The organism is Schaalia sp. JY-X169, from assembly GCF_014069575.1.
Lineage (GTDB): Bacteria > Actinomycetota > Actinomycetes > Actinomycetales > Actinomycetaceae > Scrofimicrobium.
Genome location: NZ_CP059675.1, coordinates 1,413,192 through 1,429,676 on the forward strand (window position 1 = coordinate 1,413,192; position 16,485 = coordinate 1,429,676).

16 protein-coding genes are annotated in these 16,485 nt (G+C 58.8%); 5 read left to right on the forward strand and 11 right to left on the reverse strand.

Translation table 11 applies throughout. From position 1 onward, the window contains the following. Nucleotides 1-158 precede the first annotated feature (158 nt). From H2O65_RS06240 to H2O65_RS06280, 9 genes are all read right to left on the reverse strand, one after another. A complete protein-coding gene (locus H2O65_RS06240; protein ID WP_220458718.1) occupies nucleotides 159-1,499 on the reverse strand; it encodes a family 20 glycosylhydrolase in 1,341 nt (446 codons plus the stop codon). Nucleotides 1,500-1,517: 18 nt separating this feature from the next. Next, nucleotides 1,518-2,720 carry a glycine C-acetyltransferase gene (locus H2O65_RS06245; protein WP_182140911.1) on the reverse strand — a complete coding sequence of 401 codons (1,203 nt, stop codon included), beginning with the start codon at nucleotides 2,718-2,720 and terminating at the stop codon, nucleotides 1,518-1,520. Then, entirely contained in the window at nucleotides 2,721-3,779 is a 1,059-nt protein-coding gene (gene tdh, locus H2O65_RS06250; protein ID WP_182140912.1) for an L-threonine 3-dehydrogenase, read from the reverse strand. Between the two features lie 175 nt (nucleotides 3,780-3,954). Next, nucleotides 3,955-4,317, reverse strand: coding sequence for a type II toxin-antitoxin system VapC family toxin (locus H2O65_RS06255; RefSeq protein ID WP_182140913.1), 363 nt, complete (start codon nucleotides 4,315-4,317; stop codon nucleotides 3,955-3,957). Next, the gene (locus H2O65_RS06260; protein WP_182140914.1) at nucleotides 4,314-4,565 is read right to left on the reverse strand and encodes an AbrB/MazE/SpoVT family DNA-binding domain-containing protein; all 252 of its coding nucleotides are present in this window, start codon (nucleotides 4,563-4,565) and stop codon (nucleotides 4,314-4,316) included. The genes H2O65_RS06255 and H2O65_RS06260 overlap by 4 nt, the downstream gene beginning before the upstream one ends. Nucleotides 4,566-4,679: 114 nt before the next feature. After that, a complete protein-coding gene (locus H2O65_RS06265) occupies nucleotides 4,680-7,823 on the reverse strand; it encodes a type I restriction endonuclease subunit R (RefSeq protein ID WP_182142695.1) in 3,144 nt (1,047 codons plus the stop codon). A gap of 2 nt (nucleotides 7,824-7,825) precedes the next feature. Beyond that, nucleotides 7,826-8,920 carry a restriction endonuclease subunit S gene (locus H2O65_RS06270; protein ID WP_182140915.1) on the reverse strand — a complete coding sequence of 365 codons (1,095 nt, stop codon included), beginning with the start codon at nucleotides 8,918-8,920 and terminating at the stop codon, nucleotides 7,826-7,828. Further along, the gene (locus tag H2O65_RS06275) at nucleotides 8,917-9,840 is read right to left on the reverse strand and encodes a restriction endonuclease (RefSeq protein WP_182140916.1); all 924 of its coding nucleotides are present in this window, start codon (nucleotides 9,838-9,840) and stop codon (nucleotides 8,917-8,919) included. The genes H2O65_RS06270 and H2O65_RS06275 overlap by 4 nt, the downstream gene beginning before the upstream one ends. After that, complete coding sequence (locus H2O65_RS06280; RefSeq protein ID WP_182140917.1) at nucleotides 9,837-11,405, reverse strand: type I restriction-modification system subunit M; 1,569 nt, start codon at nucleotides 11,403-11,405, stop codon at nucleotides 9,837-9,839. The genes H2O65_RS06275 and H2O65_RS06280 overlap by 4 nt, the downstream gene beginning before the upstream one ends. 222 nt (nucleotides 11,406-11,627) lie before the next feature. On the opposite strand from H2O65_RS06280, the gene H2O65_RS06285 reads away from it, so the two are divergent. The 3 genes from H2O65_RS06285 to H2O65_RS06295 all read left to right on the forward strand — a co-directional run bounded on the left by H2O65_RS06285 (nucleotide 11,628) and on the right by H2O65_RS06295 (nucleotide 13,527). Continuing rightward, nucleotides 11,628-12,707, forward strand: coding sequence for a restriction endonuclease (locus tag H2O65_RS06285; protein ID WP_182140918.1), 1,080 nt, complete (start codon nucleotides 11,628-11,630; stop codon nucleotides 12,705-12,707). 299 nt (nucleotides 12,708-13,006) lie between these two features. Then, nucleotides 13,007-13,240 carry a type II toxin-antitoxin system ParD family antitoxin gene (locus H2O65_RS06290; protein WP_182140919.1) on the forward strand — a complete coding sequence of 78 codons (234 nt, stop codon included), beginning with the start codon at nucleotides 13,007-13,009 and terminating at the stop codon, nucleotides 13,238-13,240. After that, nucleotides 13,237-13,527: a type II toxin-antitoxin system RelE/ParE family toxin gene (locus H2O65_RS06295; RefSeq protein WP_182140920.1), complete on the forward strand. Its 291-nt coding sequence runs from the start codon at nucleotides 13,237-13,239 to the stop codon at nucleotides 13,525-13,527. Before H2O65_RS06290 ends, H2O65_RS06295 begins: the two co-directional genes overlap by 4 nt. 35 nt (nucleotides 13,528-13,562) lie before the next feature. Here the strand turns inward: H2O65_RS06295 and H2O65_RS06300 are convergent, their stop codons facing one another. Next, the gene (locus H2O65_RS06300) at nucleotides 13,563-13,964 is read right to left on the reverse strand and encodes a PGPGW domain-containing protein (RefSeq protein ID WP_220458719.1); all 402 of its coding nucleotides are present in this window, start codon (nucleotides 13,962-13,964) and stop codon (nucleotides 13,563-13,565) included. A 75-nt stretch (nucleotides 13,965-14,039) separates the two neighbouring features. On the opposite strand from H2O65_RS06300, the gene H2O65_RS06305 reads away from it, so the two are divergent. Then, nucleotides 14,040-14,600, forward strand: coding sequence for a dihydrofolate reductase family protein (locus tag H2O65_RS06305; RefSeq protein ID WP_182140921.1), 561 nt, complete (start codon nucleotides 14,040-14,042; stop codon nucleotides 14,598-14,600). On the opposite strand, the gene H2O65_RS06310 is transcribed toward H2O65_RS06305, so the two are convergent. Next, nucleotides 14,597-15,754, reverse strand: a complete 1,158-nt coding sequence (locus H2O65_RS06310; RefSeq protein ID WP_182140922.1) for an MFS transporter — start codon at nucleotides 15,752-15,754, stop codon at nucleotides 14,597-14,599. The two genes, H2O65_RS06305 and H2O65_RS06310, sit on opposite strands and share 4 nt — an antisense overlap. Before the next feature lie 82 nt (nucleotides 15,755-15,836). Here H2O65_RS06310 and H2O65_RS06315 point away from each other — a divergent pair, with 82 nt between their 5' ends. Continuing rightward, nucleotides 15,837-16,478 carry a hypothetical protein gene (locus H2O65_RS06315; protein WP_182140923.1) on the forward strand — a complete coding sequence of 214 codons (642 nt, stop codon included), beginning with the start codon at nucleotides 15,837-15,839 and terminating at the stop codon, nucleotides 16,476-16,478. Nucleotides 16,479-16,485 lie beyond the last annotated feature (7 nt).

Genomic DNA, 16,485 nt, shown 5'->3' on the forward strand with positions numbered 1-16,485 from the left:
TCATCAGTAGCGTCAGCGAATCACTCGGCGCCGGCATCGAGGATCTTCAGCATCCGCTCTTCCCTTGTAAGGTGCTCAACACCCCAGGCTTTCGCTTGCATCACCTCGTTGTCGGTGATCAAGCCCCAGTCCGTGCAGACAGTCCCATCAAACCCAAGCTAATCGCACAGCAACCCTGTGAGAACAGACTTGTTGAACCCAAAACCAACCTCTTCATACTGTGTGTCAATCGGCAATGAGGCATCCCCTTGAGGACGGTCAAAGTAGAGACGACTGGTCGGAGAGACAATCAGTTTCGTTCCCATCTCCAACGCCCGCGGCACGTCTTGCGCCACGTGCGAAAGCGTCTCCTTCAGCACCCCGAGCATTTCCTCGGGAACCATCGCTGTGAGCGCCTCATTGGCCAGCATCGCCCCAGTATCTCGTGCATCCATCCAGTACTGGACAACGTCCTGACTACTCAAGTTCCCCCGCGCCGCCTCTTGCCACACCACGGCAAACCGCCCTCGGTCGCGAACCATCCGGGTCGCTCGCTCCATGAATGCCGCGTGCTCCTCCACAGGCATTCCGAACGCCTCATCGCCACCTATGTGGATATAGGCGGTGTTTGGAAACTGCGGAATGATGTCGTCGAGGACGTCCCCCACGAACTCCCAGGTCTCCGGACGCCCAGGATCCAGCGTCCCCACCGCAAGCCCGGGCGCAATATCCCCGGAGAAACCCTTGGTGGGAGCCAGTTCAGGGTACGACCGGAAAATGGCGCCAGTGTGACCCGGCATGTCGATCTCCGGGACAATGGTGATGAAGCGGTCGGCCGCATACTTCACCAGTTCGGCCATCTCAGCGACGGTATAGAACCCACCCGGCCGGTCCCCGATGGCGCCAGTGGACCCCACCTCGGTCAGCGCGGGGCGTGACGGCACCTCGATGCGCCATCCCTGGTCATCGGTGAGATGCAGGTGCAGCACGTTGAGCTTGTGAACGGCGAGCATGTCGATGACGCGCCGCACCGTCTCGGGCCCGTGGAAGGTACGAACGACGTCAAACGAGATTCCCCGCCATGCATACCTTGGTCCGTCGACGACCTCGATCACGGGGAGGGTCGCGACCCCGTCCGACGCCCCTGCAGCAATCAGTTGGCGTAGCGATGCCAGCCCGCGGAACACGCCCTCCGGGGTGGCCGCCCATACCCGCACGCCCTCCGTCGTGATTGCGAGGCCGTAACGTTCGTCTGCCTCTGCGTTACCATCAGCCCGGTTCCCACTCGCCCTCGCTACAGCGTCAAGCCCCTCACTACTCAACTCAACTGTGATCACAGGCGACGCACTGTCCGAGGACGCAACGGTCAGGGAAATCCCCGATTCCCGTGCGACCTCGTCAGCAAACAACTGGGCAACTCCGGCGAACTGTGGCGGGGCCGCGACCCCGCCGGGAATGAGCTCAAACGACCCACTCCCAACGGCCATGTGAACGGGTGCTGGAACTAGCGGAACTGACATATTCTCCAAGCCTTCCTGTCAGATTCCGACAGAGCCCATGGTCTCCAGCGCATTCACAAACGCCGCAACCGCCGCTCTCACATCACCTTCACTGTGCGCCGCTGAGATCTGCACGCGAATCCGCGCCTCCCCCTTCGGAACCACAGGGAAACTGAATGCGGTCACGTACACACCTTGGCGCAGCATCTCTGCCGCTACAGCGGTGGCTTGCCGCGCCCCGTCCTCGCCGGGAAACATGACGGCAATGATCGGGTGACTTCCGGGCAGAAGCTCGAATCCGGCCTCATCCATCAACTCACGGAAGAGGTTCGCCATCTCTTGCAGGTGTTCACGCGCGTCGTCGGCTTCTTGAGCGATCGCAATTGCCTCGCTCGCCCCCGCCACAATCGACGGCGCCAGAGTGTTTGAGAACAGGTAGGGACGCGCCCTCTGCCGCAGAAGATCGATGATTTCCTGGTGCGAAGAAACGTAGCCGCCAGATGCGCCACCCAGCGCCTTGCCGAGTGTGCCCGTGAGGATGTCAACGCGATCCTCCACGCCGTACATGGCGGCGACACCTCGACCTTCCGGCCCAACGAAACCCGTGGCGTGGGAGTCATCCACCATCACCAAGGCGCCAAACTCGTCCGCCAGATCGCAGATTTCCGGCAGCGGCGCATAGTACCCATCCATGGAGAACACGCCGTCGGTCACGATCACAATAGTCTTCGCCCCCGCTTCGCGCGCCGCCACCAACTGAGCGCGCAGGTCCGCCATGTCCCTGTTGGCATAGCGGAACCTCTTCGCCTTGGAGAGGCGAATCCCGTCAATTAGAGACGCGTGGTTGAGGGCGTCCGAAACGATGGCGTCCTCGGGACCAAAGAGAACCTGGAAGATCCCCCCGTTTGCGTCAAAGCAGGAGGAGAACAAGATGGTGTCATCGCGGCGCAAGTACTGCGAGATCCCGTATTCGAGGGCGAGATGCTGCTCCTGCGTCCCGCAAATGAACCGCACAGACGATAATCCGTAGCCCCACTGGTCCAGCGACTCCTTACTGGCCGCCACAATGCGCGGATCGTCGGCAAGCCCCAGGTAGTTGTTTGCGCAGAAGTTGAGCGCCCGCCCCGAAAGGGTTTGCACGAGGGCGCCCTGCGGGCCCATCAGCGGACGCTCTTCTTTGTACAGGCCAGCATCACGAATGCTCTGCAGCTCCGCGGTGACCTGCTCTTTGTTGGCGTACATCTATTTCTCCCAGTCGATAATGATCTTGCCTGCTTGCCCGGAGCCCGCGGTGGCGAAGGCGTCCTCAAACTGCTCAGGCGTGAAGCGGTGTGTAATCACGGATCGCAATGTCTCACGGAGTTCCGGTGAGGTTTCCGTCAAGAATGTCGCCACGTACCACGTGTCGTACATTTCGCGCCCGTACACGCCCTTGATTGTGAGCATGTGGGTGATGACTTTGTGCCAGTCGATCGCGAACGGTTTGGTGGGCAGGCCCAGGAGCGCCAGCGTCGCCCCGTGGTTGCAGAAGTCAACCAGTGTCTGGAGCGCAGCGGGTGCCCCGGACATTTCCAGTCCTACGTCGAATCCTTCGCGGATCCGCAACTCAGCCATAGCGGCACGCAGTTCGTCGCCGTTGGGCTGCAACGCGGCATCCGCACCGACACTGCGCGCCATTTCAAGGCGGTCTTCGTTGAGGTCGGTGATGACGACGTGGCGCGCCCCGGCGTGCTTGGCGAGGGCGACACACATGATCCCGATCGGCCCGGCCCCGGTGATGAGAACGTCTTGCCCGGTGAGTTCCACCTGCTGGCAGGTGTGAACAGCATTGCCGAGCGGGTCGAAAAGGGCTCCCAGTTCGGGGTCAATCGTGTCGGGTTGAACCCAGACGTTCGAGGCCGGAACCACCACGTAATCAGCAAATGCGCCGTCCCGGTTAACACCGATTCCAGCCGCATTCAGGCACATGTGGCCGCGCCCGGCCCGACAGTTGCGGCACCGCCCGCACACGACGTGCCCTTCGACGCTGACCAGTTGCCCAACCTTGAGCGCGTTGGGTCCTTCCTGGTTCGCCACGCCCTCACCCAGTTCAACGATGGTTCCGGAGAACTCGTGACCCAGCGTCTGCGGTGGCCTCAATGAACCGGGTGCTCCGCCATCCCAGCGGTAGAGGTGCAGATCCGTCCCGCATAGGCCCGCTCGCTTGACACGGATCTTCACGTCGTCCCACCCCGGCTGCGGCTCAGGGATGTCGACCAGTTCAAGTCCTGGACCTTCAGTTACTTTCCTTAGCGCGCGCACGCGGCCTCCTACAGCCAAATCAACGCCGACAGACGAAAGACACTGACACGACCTCCAACGCAACTTCGGTGAGTAACCTGTCATGGCTACCGGACCTATTGTACGAGGGCGCCCGCGCCCCCTAAACCGCCCTCTCCCACAATCCGCACGACTGCGCTAAAGCGCGATCAACCTCTCAGCGGATCTGGACGATTCGCCCTTCGGAGCCCCATGCGCGGTCCGCGGTTAACACCGAGACACCCATCCGCTCACCTAGCGCCAAACAGAGGCGGTCCCCCAGCGACAGTGGAGTCTTTGGGTGCCACAGCCTAGCTGCAACCAATGCGTCCTCAGCAGTCACTGCCACGACCTCTACGCCGTAGCTTGCAAGCACCGCTGCCGCGACATCGCAGTCGGCCCCCCGCGTGCGGATCTTCTGCAGCACCTCAGACCAGTTTGCCGCACCGATAACGCCGCCCGCCAACTGCCTCTCAACAATCTCGCTCCCCTGCTCTCCGGCAAGGAACGCTAGGACCGCAGATGCGTCGAGGACAATCACTCGTCGCCACTCTGCTCGGCCTTGGCTGCCTGTCGCCGCTCGTCAATAAGCTCTTGGACCAGGCTCTCTCCCGCCAATTGGTCACGAAGCAGGTCTAGCGCTTGCCGACGGGTCGCAATCAAGACACCCTTGGACGTTTCCACCAATACAAGAGAGTCACCTTGCTCCCAGTTCTGGCTTGCGCGGAGCTTAGCCGGCAGCACTAACCGCCCTCGGTCTCCCAACGGCGCAACAAATGTGGTACTCATGCATGAACTGTACCACCACGAACCTCGGCGTGGAACAGAGTGCCGTGCCTCCCACTCGCCATCTTCCGCCGCGCCGGATCACCACACTGAACCCTCGGCGACGGCCCCGCCAGATCACACAAGGCCGAGGAACCGCTCAAAGAACCCCGTCAGCCTTTCGATGACCCTCTGCTTCGTTACCCCGTGCTGACCACCCCGACTAAAACGCGGCACAGGGGGCAGCACCGAAGTGATGTCGGTGCCCGAAGTCCGCAGCGCCCCATCACGGAACGCCACCTCAAGGAAGCGGTGTGCCTCTTCGGGCCGCAGGTTCTCTTCACTGATGATCTGGTCCAGTTCCTGATCCCGCTTCGCCGTGATGAACGCGCGCCATTCGGAATCGATCGCTCCATCCACCGACACCGAGTCAACGAACCCTTCAATCAGATCCCGCTTACTCCTCAGGGTCGGGCTGGCATTAACTGCCCGTGAGATCTCCGCACGAATCTCCCGATCATCCCCATCACCGTGTTCCTTGCGGTACCGTTCCACGAGCATGAGGATGTAGTCGACGTTAATTTCAACCTGTTTGATCAACTCGATCTCAAAGACGAGGTCCTCATTGATGCGCTCTTTGTCTTCGGTTGTGGGACGCATTTCGGCATGCAAGTCGAGGTAACGACTCCGGTAGTCCTGCCCCTGCCGCGGAGTCAGCAACTCCCGGCCAACAAACTCATCAAAGGAGGCCAGGATGTTCTCCAGTCGCAGGATTGCGCCGAACAGGTTGACGAACTGCTTCTTCGCTTCTTCTCCGACAATCCCCCGGTCACTGGGGAACTGCTCAAGTAGGTCCCCAACCAGCTTTTCGTACTCCACGTAATAGTCGCTGAAGGGCTTCAGGAGGACGATCCCCTTGGCGTCCTTGTTTCCAAACAGTTCCAACGCCGCATTGGTCTCTTCTTCCAGGTTGCGGAACGCCACGATGTTGCCGTACGTCTTGACGGAGTTGAGGATCCGGTTAGTCCGCGAATACGCCTGGATAAGGCCGTGCGCCCGCAGATTCTTATCCACGAACAGCGTGTTCAAGGTTGTCGCATCAAATCCGGTGAGGAACATGTTGACAACAATGACGAGGTCGAGTTCCCGGTTCTTCAGCCGCAGCGACAGGTCTTTGTAGTAGTTCTGAAACTTGTCGCTACTGGTGTCGTAACTGGTCCCGAACATGTCGTTGTAGTCCTGGATCGCATCTTCGAGGAACGTGCGAGCATCGGCCTCCAGCCCATTCGTGTCAAACGCCTCTTCATCGATCACACCGTCGGCAACCTCTTCGTTGGCTCCGTAGGAGTAGATGATCCCCACTTTGAGCCGTCGATCCTGCGGCAGCACCTCCATCTGCTTCTGGAACTCCGTGTAGTAGCGCCGCGCCGCATCAATGGAAGCGGTTGCGAAGATGGCGTTAAACCCACGCACCCGCCGCGCTTCAAGAACAGCATCAGCCCGACCGCGCCCCCGACTCGAGTCGACAACGTTGGTGACCACCTGGTGCACGAAGCTGTCGGCGCGCCTGGTCTTCTGATCGAAGTGTTCGAGGACGTACTGCACGACGTCCCGCACCCGTCGAGGGTCCATCATTGCCTTCTCGGTCTCGATGGCAGAGACCTGTTTGTCGATGACGTTCCCCACCTTGATGGTGTTCACGTAGTCGATCCGGAACGGCAGGACATTCTTGTCGTGAATGGCATCCACGATCGTGTAGGTGTGCAGTTTCTGGCCGAACGCCTGCTCGGTAGTCTTCAGACCAGGGCTCCCACCTCCCGGACTGTTCTCCGCGAAGATCGGCGTGCCGGTGAACCCGAACAGGTGGAAGTTCTCGAATGACCGCGTAATGGCAGCATGCATGTCTCCGAACTGGGAACGGTGGCACTCGTCGAAGATTAGGACGACGTGCCCGGAGTAGATCGCGTGTCCCTTGTTTCCCGCAATGAAGTTCGACAGTTTCTGAATCGTCGTGATGATGATCTTCGCGTTCGGGTCTTCCAGCTGCTTCTTCAGGACCGCCGTCGACGCGTTCGAGTTCGCGGCTCCCTTCTCGAACCTGTCGTATTCCCGCATGGTCTGGTAGTCGAGGTCCTTGCGGTCAACAATGAACAACACCTTGTCGATCCCCGGCATCTTGGACGCGAGTTGGGCCGCCTTGAACGATGTCAGCGTCTTGCCCGATCCAGTGGTGTGCCAGACGTATCCGCCTGCCTCAATACGCCCCAACTGCCTGTAGTTGGTGGAAACCTGGATCTTCTGCAGGATCCGCTCTGTTGCCACGATCTGGTAGGGCCTCATCACCAGCAGCCGACGGTCTGATGTCAGCACGCAGTACCGGGTCAGAATGTTGAGCAGTGCGTGCTTTGCGAAGAACGTCTTTGCAAATGCCGACAAATCCTCAATGGGGCGGTTTTGCGCATCCGCCCACCACGACGTGAACTCAAAGCTGTTGGTAGTCTTCGAGCCCTTCCCACGCTTGCGCCCCTCTTTGATATGGGAGTCTCGTGTGGTGTTGGAGTAGTACTTGGTCTGGGTCCCATTGGAGATGACGAACAGCTGCACGTACTCAAACAGCCCACTGCCCGCCCAGAAACTGTCCCTCTGGTAACGGTTGATCTGGTTGAATGCTTCACGAATCGCCACCCCACGCCTCTTCAGTTCAACGTGAACCATTGGCAATCCGTTGACGAGGACGGTGACGTCATAACGGTTGGCGTAGCGCCCTCCCGGGTCGTAGTCATCCTCAGGAACAGCACGCCCAACTTCATACTGGTTGATGACCTGCAACCTGTTGTTGTGAATATTCTTCTTATCCAGAAGCGTGACATTCTTCGTTGACCCGTCATCGCGCCGCAGCAACTGAATATGATTCTCTTGGATGCGTACGGTTTTCTCAACGATGCCGTCGTTCTTGCTGGCTATGCAACTTGAGAAGAACCTCTCCCATTCCGCGTCTGAGAACGTCATGTCGTTGACCTTCTCCAGTTGCAGACGCAGGTTGGCAATCAGCTCTGCTTCTGAGGTTATCGGCAGATACTCGTACGCCTGTGATTCCAGCAGACGAATGAAAGATGCTTCAAGTTCCGCTTCTGACTGGTACCCAGTGTCCGAGGACACCTCTGCCTCATACTCTGACACCACCGTCGACTCTGCGGACACGACTATCGGATCGTACTTGGGCGCTCCCCCACGCTCGGCTGCAGCACCTGTACCCCCACGAAAACCAGACCCTTCACCCACAATCACGCCGCCAACTCCTTGAACGTCAACAGCCGATCCCTGTAGTACTCATACTGCTTACGCCGTGCCGCCAATTCAGCCGGCAACCCAACACTGAGGTCGTTCACGAGGGCGTCAAACTTGTCCAAGATGTCGACGATGAACACCTTCTCGTCTCGGGATGGACATGGGACGGGTATGCGATTCAAGTTCGCCTGGTTCAACTTGGGTTGAGCAGCAGACGAAATGTAGATGGTGAGGTCGATTGAGTTGAGATACAGCTCTGCATAGCGCCGTTCGGAATAGGTATCGAACTGCAGAACATGCGCGTGATTGTTAACCCAAATCTTGCCCGATGCCGAGAACGCAATCGGTGTAGAGCGCGCGAGGAGATTGGCGCCGTCTTCGGAAACCAGCAAAAAGTCGCCATCGAATATATGTCCATCAACGTAGTCAACAATTCCAGAAGCACCGAAGTACGGCGTCTGGCCCGGTATCCGGGCCCCCTTCGCAATCGGTCTACGCTGGCCGTCAAGGTTCACTGCCAATGTCCCCAACGGCGCAGTTGCGATCCCGTCGCCACTCCTAAGGAGCTGCGCTCGGTAGTGTTCGTACTGCTTCTTTCTTGCCGCCAGCTCCGCCGCCAGCTCCGCCTCCAGCGCCGTGAACTTGTCCAAGATCCTCACAATCTCTTGTTGGACTGCCAAGGGAGGGACTGGAATGCGGAGGGCGCCGAGAACCGCCTGGGTCTGGCTCGGAACTCCCCCAGCTTGGTTCATTTCTCCTAGCCGCATCGTCAGCAGTACATGGTATAAAAACTTCGGGATGATCGCAGAGGTATCAACCTCGGTGCTGAATATAGTGTCAACGTTCCAAAATGACCCCTCCACATAGAAGATGTTCCCCAGCGACCCCTTACGAGGGATGAGGACGGAAGGGCCCTCCGCAAGCGAGGAATCTACGTAGCGCATGATTCCACCGCTTCCGTACACGGGCGTTGTGCCTTCCCCGAGATGCTTGTGATCTCGCCCGTTGCGGATTCTTACTAGCTGTCCCAGCGGCCTGTGCTCCACCCCGTCGGGGCACAGCTCTTCAATGAGGTCGTCAATGTGGCTCATGCGAAAAAGTCCTCATCGATCTCGACGATCTTGTAGGTTTCCTTCACCTGAACACCGACGCCGTATCTGATCATGAGTCGGGCCAAGCGCTTTCCATCGATCAGGATGACTCGTGTGGGCACATTCTCCGCATAGAATTTGGCCCCGTCTGAAAAGCGGCTCGTAGTAATAAAGACCCCGCTGTCGGCTTTTCCGCTCAGTGCGCCGACAAATGCTTGGAGGTCGGGGCGTCCAACTACATTCTCGTCCTTATATCGCTTTGCCTGAACATAGACCCTATTGAGACCTAAGACGTCCTGGTCAATCACACCGTCGATGCCACCGTCATTGCTGCGTTGTGTCACGCTGCCTGCCCCAGATGTTCCACCGTATCCCATTGCGAGTAGCAGATCGACAACAGCTTGCTCAAAGAACCCAGGTTCCCTCGACTGAAGTCGTGTCAGAAGATCGGTTGCAACCTCCTCATGAATTCGCTCGATGCCGCTCTGCACCTGTTCAGTCGGAGTCATCGATGACTCTCCGGGAGCGGTCGGCGGACCCGGGACCGCCGAGCGTTCAACCGTCGCTTGGTAAATGCGAATCGGCGAGTTTGGATCTTCACCTAGGGCATCGATATCCCGCTCTTTGACTCCTTCAGGGAACAGCTTCAGAAGCTGTCGCCCTGCGTCAGTTATCCGGTAGTGCCCACGCTTTGGACGGTCGATAGCTCCTACGTTCGTGAGAAATGAGACCGCCCAGCCGATCCGATTCTGGTACCTAAACTGGCTACCTGATGGCAGAAGCTCGTTTCTCTGATCGTCGCTTAGCTGAACGAGATCGGCGATAAGGGGCTGAAAGTCGCGCCAGTGGCGGACCTGGCCGTCGTTCATCACTTCGAGCGTTGGGATCATGAAACCCTCCCAGTTCGGCATATCGGTCATGCCACACCTCCCTCCAGGTCAACAACGATGGCGTCGATCTCTGTTCGTAGGACTGACTGGCGGGCAACGATACGGGCGATCTCAGCGTTCAGCTCATCGATGTCGATGACCTCGCGGGTGTCCTCGGCTTCAACATGACTGGAGACGGACAGGTTGTAGTCTGCCGCTGCAACGTCCTCGTTCGACACAAGATGTGCCGCATACTCAACATTGACACGATCCTTGAGGGCAGTGAGAATGGCTTCCTGATTGCCTGCCAGCAGCTTGTTCTTGTTGCCAACACGTTTGAACTGCTTTGAAGCGTCGATGAAAAGGATCGAGTTATCGGTCTTAGACTTCTTCAAAACTATGATGCATGTGGCGATAGTGGTGCCGAAGAAAAGGTCAGGGGGCAACTGGATTACGGCGTCGATGTAGTTGTTGTCGACAAGGTACTTGCGGATCTTCTTCTCGGCGCCACCCCGGTACAAAACACCGGGGAACTCAACGATTGCGGCAGTGCCGTCAACCGCCAACCACGACAGAATGTGCATGGTGAAGGCCAGGTCAGCCTTCGACTTTGGAGCCAAGACGCCGGCTGGGGCGAACCTAGGGTCGTTGATGAGCAGAGGGTTGGCGTCCCCGGCCCACTTGATTGAATAGGGAGGATTGGAGACTATGGCGTCAAAAGGCTCGTCATCCCAGTGCTCCGGTTCGATGAGAGTATCCCCCAAGGCAATACTGAACTTCTCATAGTTGACCCCGTGCAGGAACATGTTGATGCGCGCCAGGTTGTACGTGGTGAGGTTGATTTCTTGACCGTAAAAGCCACCCACGTTGTTGGGTCCAAGAATCTTGGCAAACTTGAGCAGTAGGGAGCCCGATCCGGCAGCGGGATCATAGACCTTGTTGATGTAGTCGCGGCCATCAACTGCAATCCGGGTTAGTACCTCAGAGACTTCCTGTGGGGTGTAATACTCGCCTCCAGACTTCCCCGCCTGGGAGGCGTACATCTGCATCAGATATTCGTATGCGTCACCAAAGAGGTCAATGGCATTGTCTTCGAAGGCTCCAAGAGGAAGGTCTCCGATAGCGTCAAGGAGTTTGGCCAGTTTGGCGTTGCGCGCCTCAACAGTATTGCCCAGTTTAGAACTGTTGACATCAAGGTCATCAAAGAGGCCCCGCAGATCGCCCTCGCTCTCAGTTCCAACAGCAGACCCCTCAATGTTCTTGAAGACCCGCTCCAAGGTCTCATTCAAGTTGTCGTCCGAGGATGCCCGCTTACGCACATTCTCAAACAACTCAGAGGGACTAATGAAAAAGCCCTTCTCACTAACAATTGCTTCACGCTCAGTCTCAGCATGCTCATCAGCGAGGGTCGCGTAATCGAAGCCCGACTCCCCAGCCTGTTCTTCCCAACCATTCAGGTAGGAAGTTAGATGCTCAGAGATAAACCGGTAGAAAAGCATCCCGAGCACGTAACTCTTAAAGTCCCACCCATCAACACTGCCGCGAAGATCGTTGGCAATACGCCAAATTGTCTTGTGAAGCTCGGCGCGCTGAGCTTCCTTGCTGGTTGGGGTCATACGTCTCTTGTCCTCCGCGACAGTGCTCTTGCAGTCTCTACTGCAACTGCTTCAACCGTAACTGCCACCTCCGACATTCACGCCCCGCACCGCCGCATGGCGCCGCACCTTAAGACCCTGCATTGGTCAAACATGAATTACGACTTGCGGATACTCTGGCTCTGAGCGAGGCTCCAAGACGATGAGGTCGTTTCTGAACACGCCCTATGAAGGAGAAGTCCGGTGATAAGCAGCCAAACCAAAACGCCCAGAGCTTGGTTGGTTCGCGGCTCAAAGGATGTGCGTTTCAAACAGTGGATGCTCGATGAGGGCTACACCGGGATCGACTTCCGCGAGGTCGGCGATCTTAGGGAAGCGGCTGATCTAGCGGCCATGCGCACCGTGGTTGCGCGCCAGTATCCGGGCGAGAAGAGTGGCGCTCTTGGTAACTATGCGGCTCAGTTGAACGCATTTGCAAACAAGATCAAGGCCGGCGATACGGTGGTGCTTCCCATGACTTCAGAGGGTTTGCTCGCACTTGGCACCGTGACTGGCGACTACGAGTATCTGCCAGACTCTGACGGTCTCAAGCACGTGAGGAAAATAGAGTGGGTCCGCACTGATGTCAGTCGCAGCTCAGTTAACCAAGATCTTCTTTACTCGCTCGGCGCATTCAGCACCGTCTGTGAAATAAAACGGAACGACGCGGAATACAGGCTCCGGCAGCTTCGTGCCGGCGCGGAGTCAGACCCGGGTGCTCGCGCCGAAGTGCAGCTTGTCCTGCCTCCAACGGACACCGAGGTCGTTGACTCCGACGAAGCGATTGCATCTGACGGTCAGGACATCATCCGCTACTCCCGCGATCGCATCCTCGCCCGCATCCGTGAGCAATACTCCGGACATGAACTCCAAGACCTAGTCGCAGCTATCCTTCGCGCAGAAGGAATGACGTGCAAAGTGCCCCCTAAGGGATCCGATGGTGGCATCGACATCGTTGCCGGGTCGGGAGTCTTGGGTATTTCCGCGCCGACAATCATCGTGCAGGTGAAATCACAGAGCGGCCGCGTTGGCTCAGAAGTTCTAGACCAACTTGGCGGTGTTGTCGGCCAGCACCAAGCCGATCACGGTCTGCTAGTCGCAATGGGCGGACTGACAAGCCCCGCCAGGGCCAAGGTCAGGGCACAGCAACTCAAGGTAGCCGTGTGGGACGCTGAAGAAGTACTCAACCGCCTCCTGGAGCATTACGATCAGATGCCCGACGACGTGAAACGCACCATTCCCCTTCGCAAGGCTTGGCTCATCGATGAGAGTGAGACCGTCTAGCCCGCTGCAGCGATCTAGCCGATGCAACGAACGAACGGCTCGCCCTCGACTGGAGGCTACGCTGTTGTGGCAGATTCCTGTGAGACAGAAAGGAACGGTCGCCAAACCAACTGCCATATTCAAACCCGGCCCGTGCTCACCGTCTGCGAAGAAAAACGAGGACCGGCCCTGGACTCCCACCGAAGCGGGCAGCGGAACCGGTCTTGTTACCTCTAAAACCAGCACCTACACGATTGAAAACGTACACCGGCTGCGACTCCGCACGGCAGACAATTACCAATTCTTGGTATGCTTGGGTCATGGCTCAGAACACCTCAATCAGCTTGGATGATCACTTCTCGGGCTTCCTCTCCAGGGAAGTGTCCTCGGGGCGCTATCGGTCTGCCAGTGAGGTAGTCCGTGCAGGCCTGCGGCTACTGGAAGATCAGGAGACTCAGATGGCTGCCCTCCGCGCGGCCCTGGTGACCGGCGAAGAGAGCGGGGCGCCAGAGGTTTTTGACTTTGAGGCCTTCATCGCGGCAAAGAAGTCGTGAGCCGGTATCGTCTCACTCCGGCCGCGCAACGGGACCTTTCGTCGATTTGGGACTTCACGCAGGGACGCTGGGATGCGCGTCAAGCCGAGACCTACGTTACTGAGATAAGAGCGGCACTCGAGCGCATCGCTGACAACCCAGGCCGTGGTCGCACCTGCGATGAGATCCGCGTTGGCTACCGCAGATACTCCATTGGGAGCCACCTCATTTTCTATGTTAAGAGGCCCGATGGAGTGGATGTCATCCGGATCCTGCATCAGAGAATGGACCCAACACGACATCTTTGAGGCGGGCCCCGAGCGTGGGCTCCATCGGACCACCGCTAGTTGCCCGGGTCTGTAGATGCAGCCTTCCGCTTCTCGTTCAGTTCCTTGGCCTTCGCGGTTGCGGCCTTGAGCCCCTTGATGCTCACGTCCCGCACTTTGGCTGGGGTCTTGAACTCGGTTGCCAGGATGGAGAGGCCACCTATCGCCACAAGTGCACCGGGGCCCGGCAGCGGCATCATAACCACGCCCAAGGCCGTTGCTCCGCCACCGACAACCCCAACCGTGGTGCGGTAAGCGCGGTCCGCCTTCGGATTATTGGCGATCGCCTGTCGCGTGAGGCGCCCAACCTGTCGGAAGTACCCTTCCTCTGTTGGCGGACTCTCACCCTGCATGTTTGTGGCGTACTGCTGTGTAGGGCGGGCTTCTGACGCCCTGGGATTCTCTGTGTTCTGCGCCATATCATGATCCTACGGAACAACCACCAGCACGTACACCCACGGAACGGACTTCCGCTACCAGAGTGGAGCGACCCCATGAGACAACTTCGGTACGCGATCAACGTGACCCTGGATGGCTGTTGCCATCATGAGGCAGGACTTCCCCCAGATGAGGAATCGATGCTGTTCTGGACTTCTCAGATGGATGGAGCAGATGCACTCCTGTTCGGTCGGATTACCTACCAAATGATGGAGGATGCGTGGCGAAAACCCGAGGGCGGAGCGTGGCCAACGTGGATGGAAGAGTGGGAGATCCCGTTCGCAGAGGCCATCCACAAGACGGAGAAGCACGTCGTCTCGAGCACCTTCAACACAGTCGACTGGAATGCCGAACTAATCCGGGACGACCTCGAACACGCTGTCCGGACCCTCAAGGAGCAGCCAGGCGGCTACCTACTGACGGGTGGCGTGACGCTTCCGTTGGCACTGGCCGACCTGGGGCTCATCGATGAGTATGTCTTCATCGTCCAACCCATCCTCGCGGGCCGTGGCCCAACTTTGCTATCGGGATTGCAGGCACTGATCAACCTTGAGCAAGTAGGCCGCCGCGAGTTTGCCTCAGGGGCAGTCGCCCTCCAGTTCCGTCCTCGTCGCTAACCCGCTTCCCGCGGCGCCCAGATCCACGCCAAGACCGCGGCAACAGCAAGGAAACCGCATGCGAGGACGACAACGGCTCCCCATCCTCCCGCGTCCCAGGCCGTCGCGAAGATGACTGCCCCCACTGACGCACCCACGTAGTAGGCCAGGTTGTACCGAGCAGCGCCAGCCGAAGGTTGCGCCGACAAGCGGGCAGCCGTCGGGTTCGCAAGGGCGTGAACCGCGAAGAACCCCGCTGAGAGCATCACAAGTCCGAGGACGAAGCTCCACAGTTGCGGGATCAAGGACACAGCGAGTCCGCCAGCCGAGCATGTCAGGGCAGCCACGTGAATTGTTCGGGCCGGGACGCGAGCAGATACTCGACCCACCAGAGAGGATGTGAGTGTTCCGGCCCCGTACGCAAGGAAAAGAAGAGAGATCATCGCAGGGTTCATGAAGAGCGGCGCGGCAGCCCCCCGGAACGCAGCGGCGTTGTAAACCCCCGAATGCACAGCCATGCCGCAGAAGGCGAGGGCGTACATAACCCGGCGTGACGCGACCGACCGATCCCCACGAACGGACGGGATCACTCGAGGTCGAAGAGGTGCGGCGCTTGGCAGCAGTAGATGTGCCAGGCCCCCAACTGCCGCAAGGAGAACTCCCGCACACAGCAAACCCATGTGCCAGGAGCCAAGCAGGTCCGTCAACGCACCCGAGAGAATCCTGCCCCCCATGCCACCCAGGGTTGTTCCAGCAATGTAGAGCCCACCCACACGCGCAACCGCCCTGGGCGCCACGTTGTCAACCACCCAGGCCATAGCCGAAACGAGAACCGCGGCAATACCTAGTCCCTGGATGAAACGTGCCAAGACAAGCGCCCACCACGGCGTCAACACGCCCAGGGACAATCCCGCAACGGTGGCGAGGGCGAGCCCCGCAACGATCATCCGCCCTCGTCCCCACCGAGCGCTTGCGGCACCGAGTGGGAGCACCCCGACTGCAACACCCAGCGTCACGGCGGACATCAGCCATGAGGCGTGGGCTGCACTCAGCGCGTACTGCTCCGAAATAACGGGCAAGAGCGGCTGGGGCGCATACATCAGGCCAAGCGTTGCAACCCCGACAAGCAGCAGCGCCAAACGCGCCCTGCCGTAGTCGGGGTGGCCTGGTGCCAATCCGAGTCCTACGTCGTTGATAATTACCCCACCCCTTCTGCGGTTCTCACACTTCCGGGCTATGGTCAAAGACATGACCCACATGCCTTCTAAAAGGATACGCCGCGCCCTCGACATTACGGCTGGCGCCCTCATCGTCCTACTCCTTTTCGGCATCATCTGGCTTGATATTGCGTCAGGCGTGTGGGCGGAAACCGTCATCCTTTCGGGCATTGCCGCTGGTCTTCTGACTTTCCTTCTGACGGCGCTCTTCATCGACCGGTGGACGGCTGCCCGTGAGCATCGCAAATGGTCTCCGGTTACACGCCTAGCCCTGACGGACATCTTGCACGCACTTGCGGACGACGAACACAGTGACATCAGGCGCGGGCATATCGTGCCCCGAACGCTCACCGTTGTAGACCATCCCACAGCCGCACAGCTCGACGCACTTTTGCACGAAGTCATTCGTGAACGTGAAGACATCACTCATGCACTGGCGCGGTGGTCGCAGTTTCTCGCGTCTTCCGCGGACGTACAGGCACTGATGAACCACATCGCCGATCTTGCCGAAAGCCTCGACGACATCCGTGATTGCGTCGTTGAACTTGAGTCCGGCGTGCAGAATGCGGACGAGGGCGAGGCCGACTTACACAGTGAACTCACGGCCTATTCCAAGGCCACCGAACGCACGATTGCCGAGATCGCCGCTATTCAGTCACGCCTGAGGGCGGAAAACAACTGAGGTCCCG

Coding starts and splice junctions, on each gene's coding strand:
- H2O65_RS06240 (WP_220458718.1), bottom strand. CDS start 1,499: ATGTCAGTTCCGCTAGTTCCAGCACCCGTTCACATGGCCGTTGGGAGT.
- H2O65_RS06245 (WP_182140911.1), bottom strand. CDS start 2,720: ATGTACGCCAACAAAGAGCAGGTCACCGCGGAGCTGCAGAGCATTCGT.
- H2O65_RS06260 (WP_182140914.1), bottom strand. CDS start 4,565: ATGAGTACCACATTTGTTGCGCCGTTGGGAGACCGAGGGCGGTTAGTG.
- H2O65_RS06270 (WP_182140915.1), bottom strand. CDS start 8,920: ATGAGCCACATTGACGACCTCATTGAAGAGCTGTGCCCCGACGGGGTG.
- H2O65_RS06275 (WP_182140916.1), bottom strand. CDS start 9,840: ATGACCGATATGCCGAACTGGGAGGGTTTCATGATCCCAACGCTCGAA.
- H2O65_RS06280 (WP_182140917.1), bottom strand. CDS start 11,405: ATGACCCCAACCAGCAAGGAAGCTCAGCGCGCCGAGCTTCACAAGACA.
- H2O65_RS06290 (WP_182140919.1), top strand. CDS start 13,007: ATGGCTCAGAACACCTCAATCAGCTTGGATGATCACTTCTCGGGCTTC.
- H2O65_RS06300 (WP_220458719.1), bottom strand. CDS start 13,964: ATGGCGCAGAACACAGAGAATCCCAGGGCGTCAGAAGCCCGCCCTACA.
- H2O65_RS06305 (WP_182140921.1), top strand. CDS start 14,040: ATGAGACAACTTCGGTACGCGATCAACGTGACCCTGGATGGCTGTTGC.
- H2O65_RS06315 (WP_182140923.1), top strand. CDS start 15,837: ATGCCTTCTAAAAGGATACGCCGCGCCCTCGACATTACGGCTGGCGCC.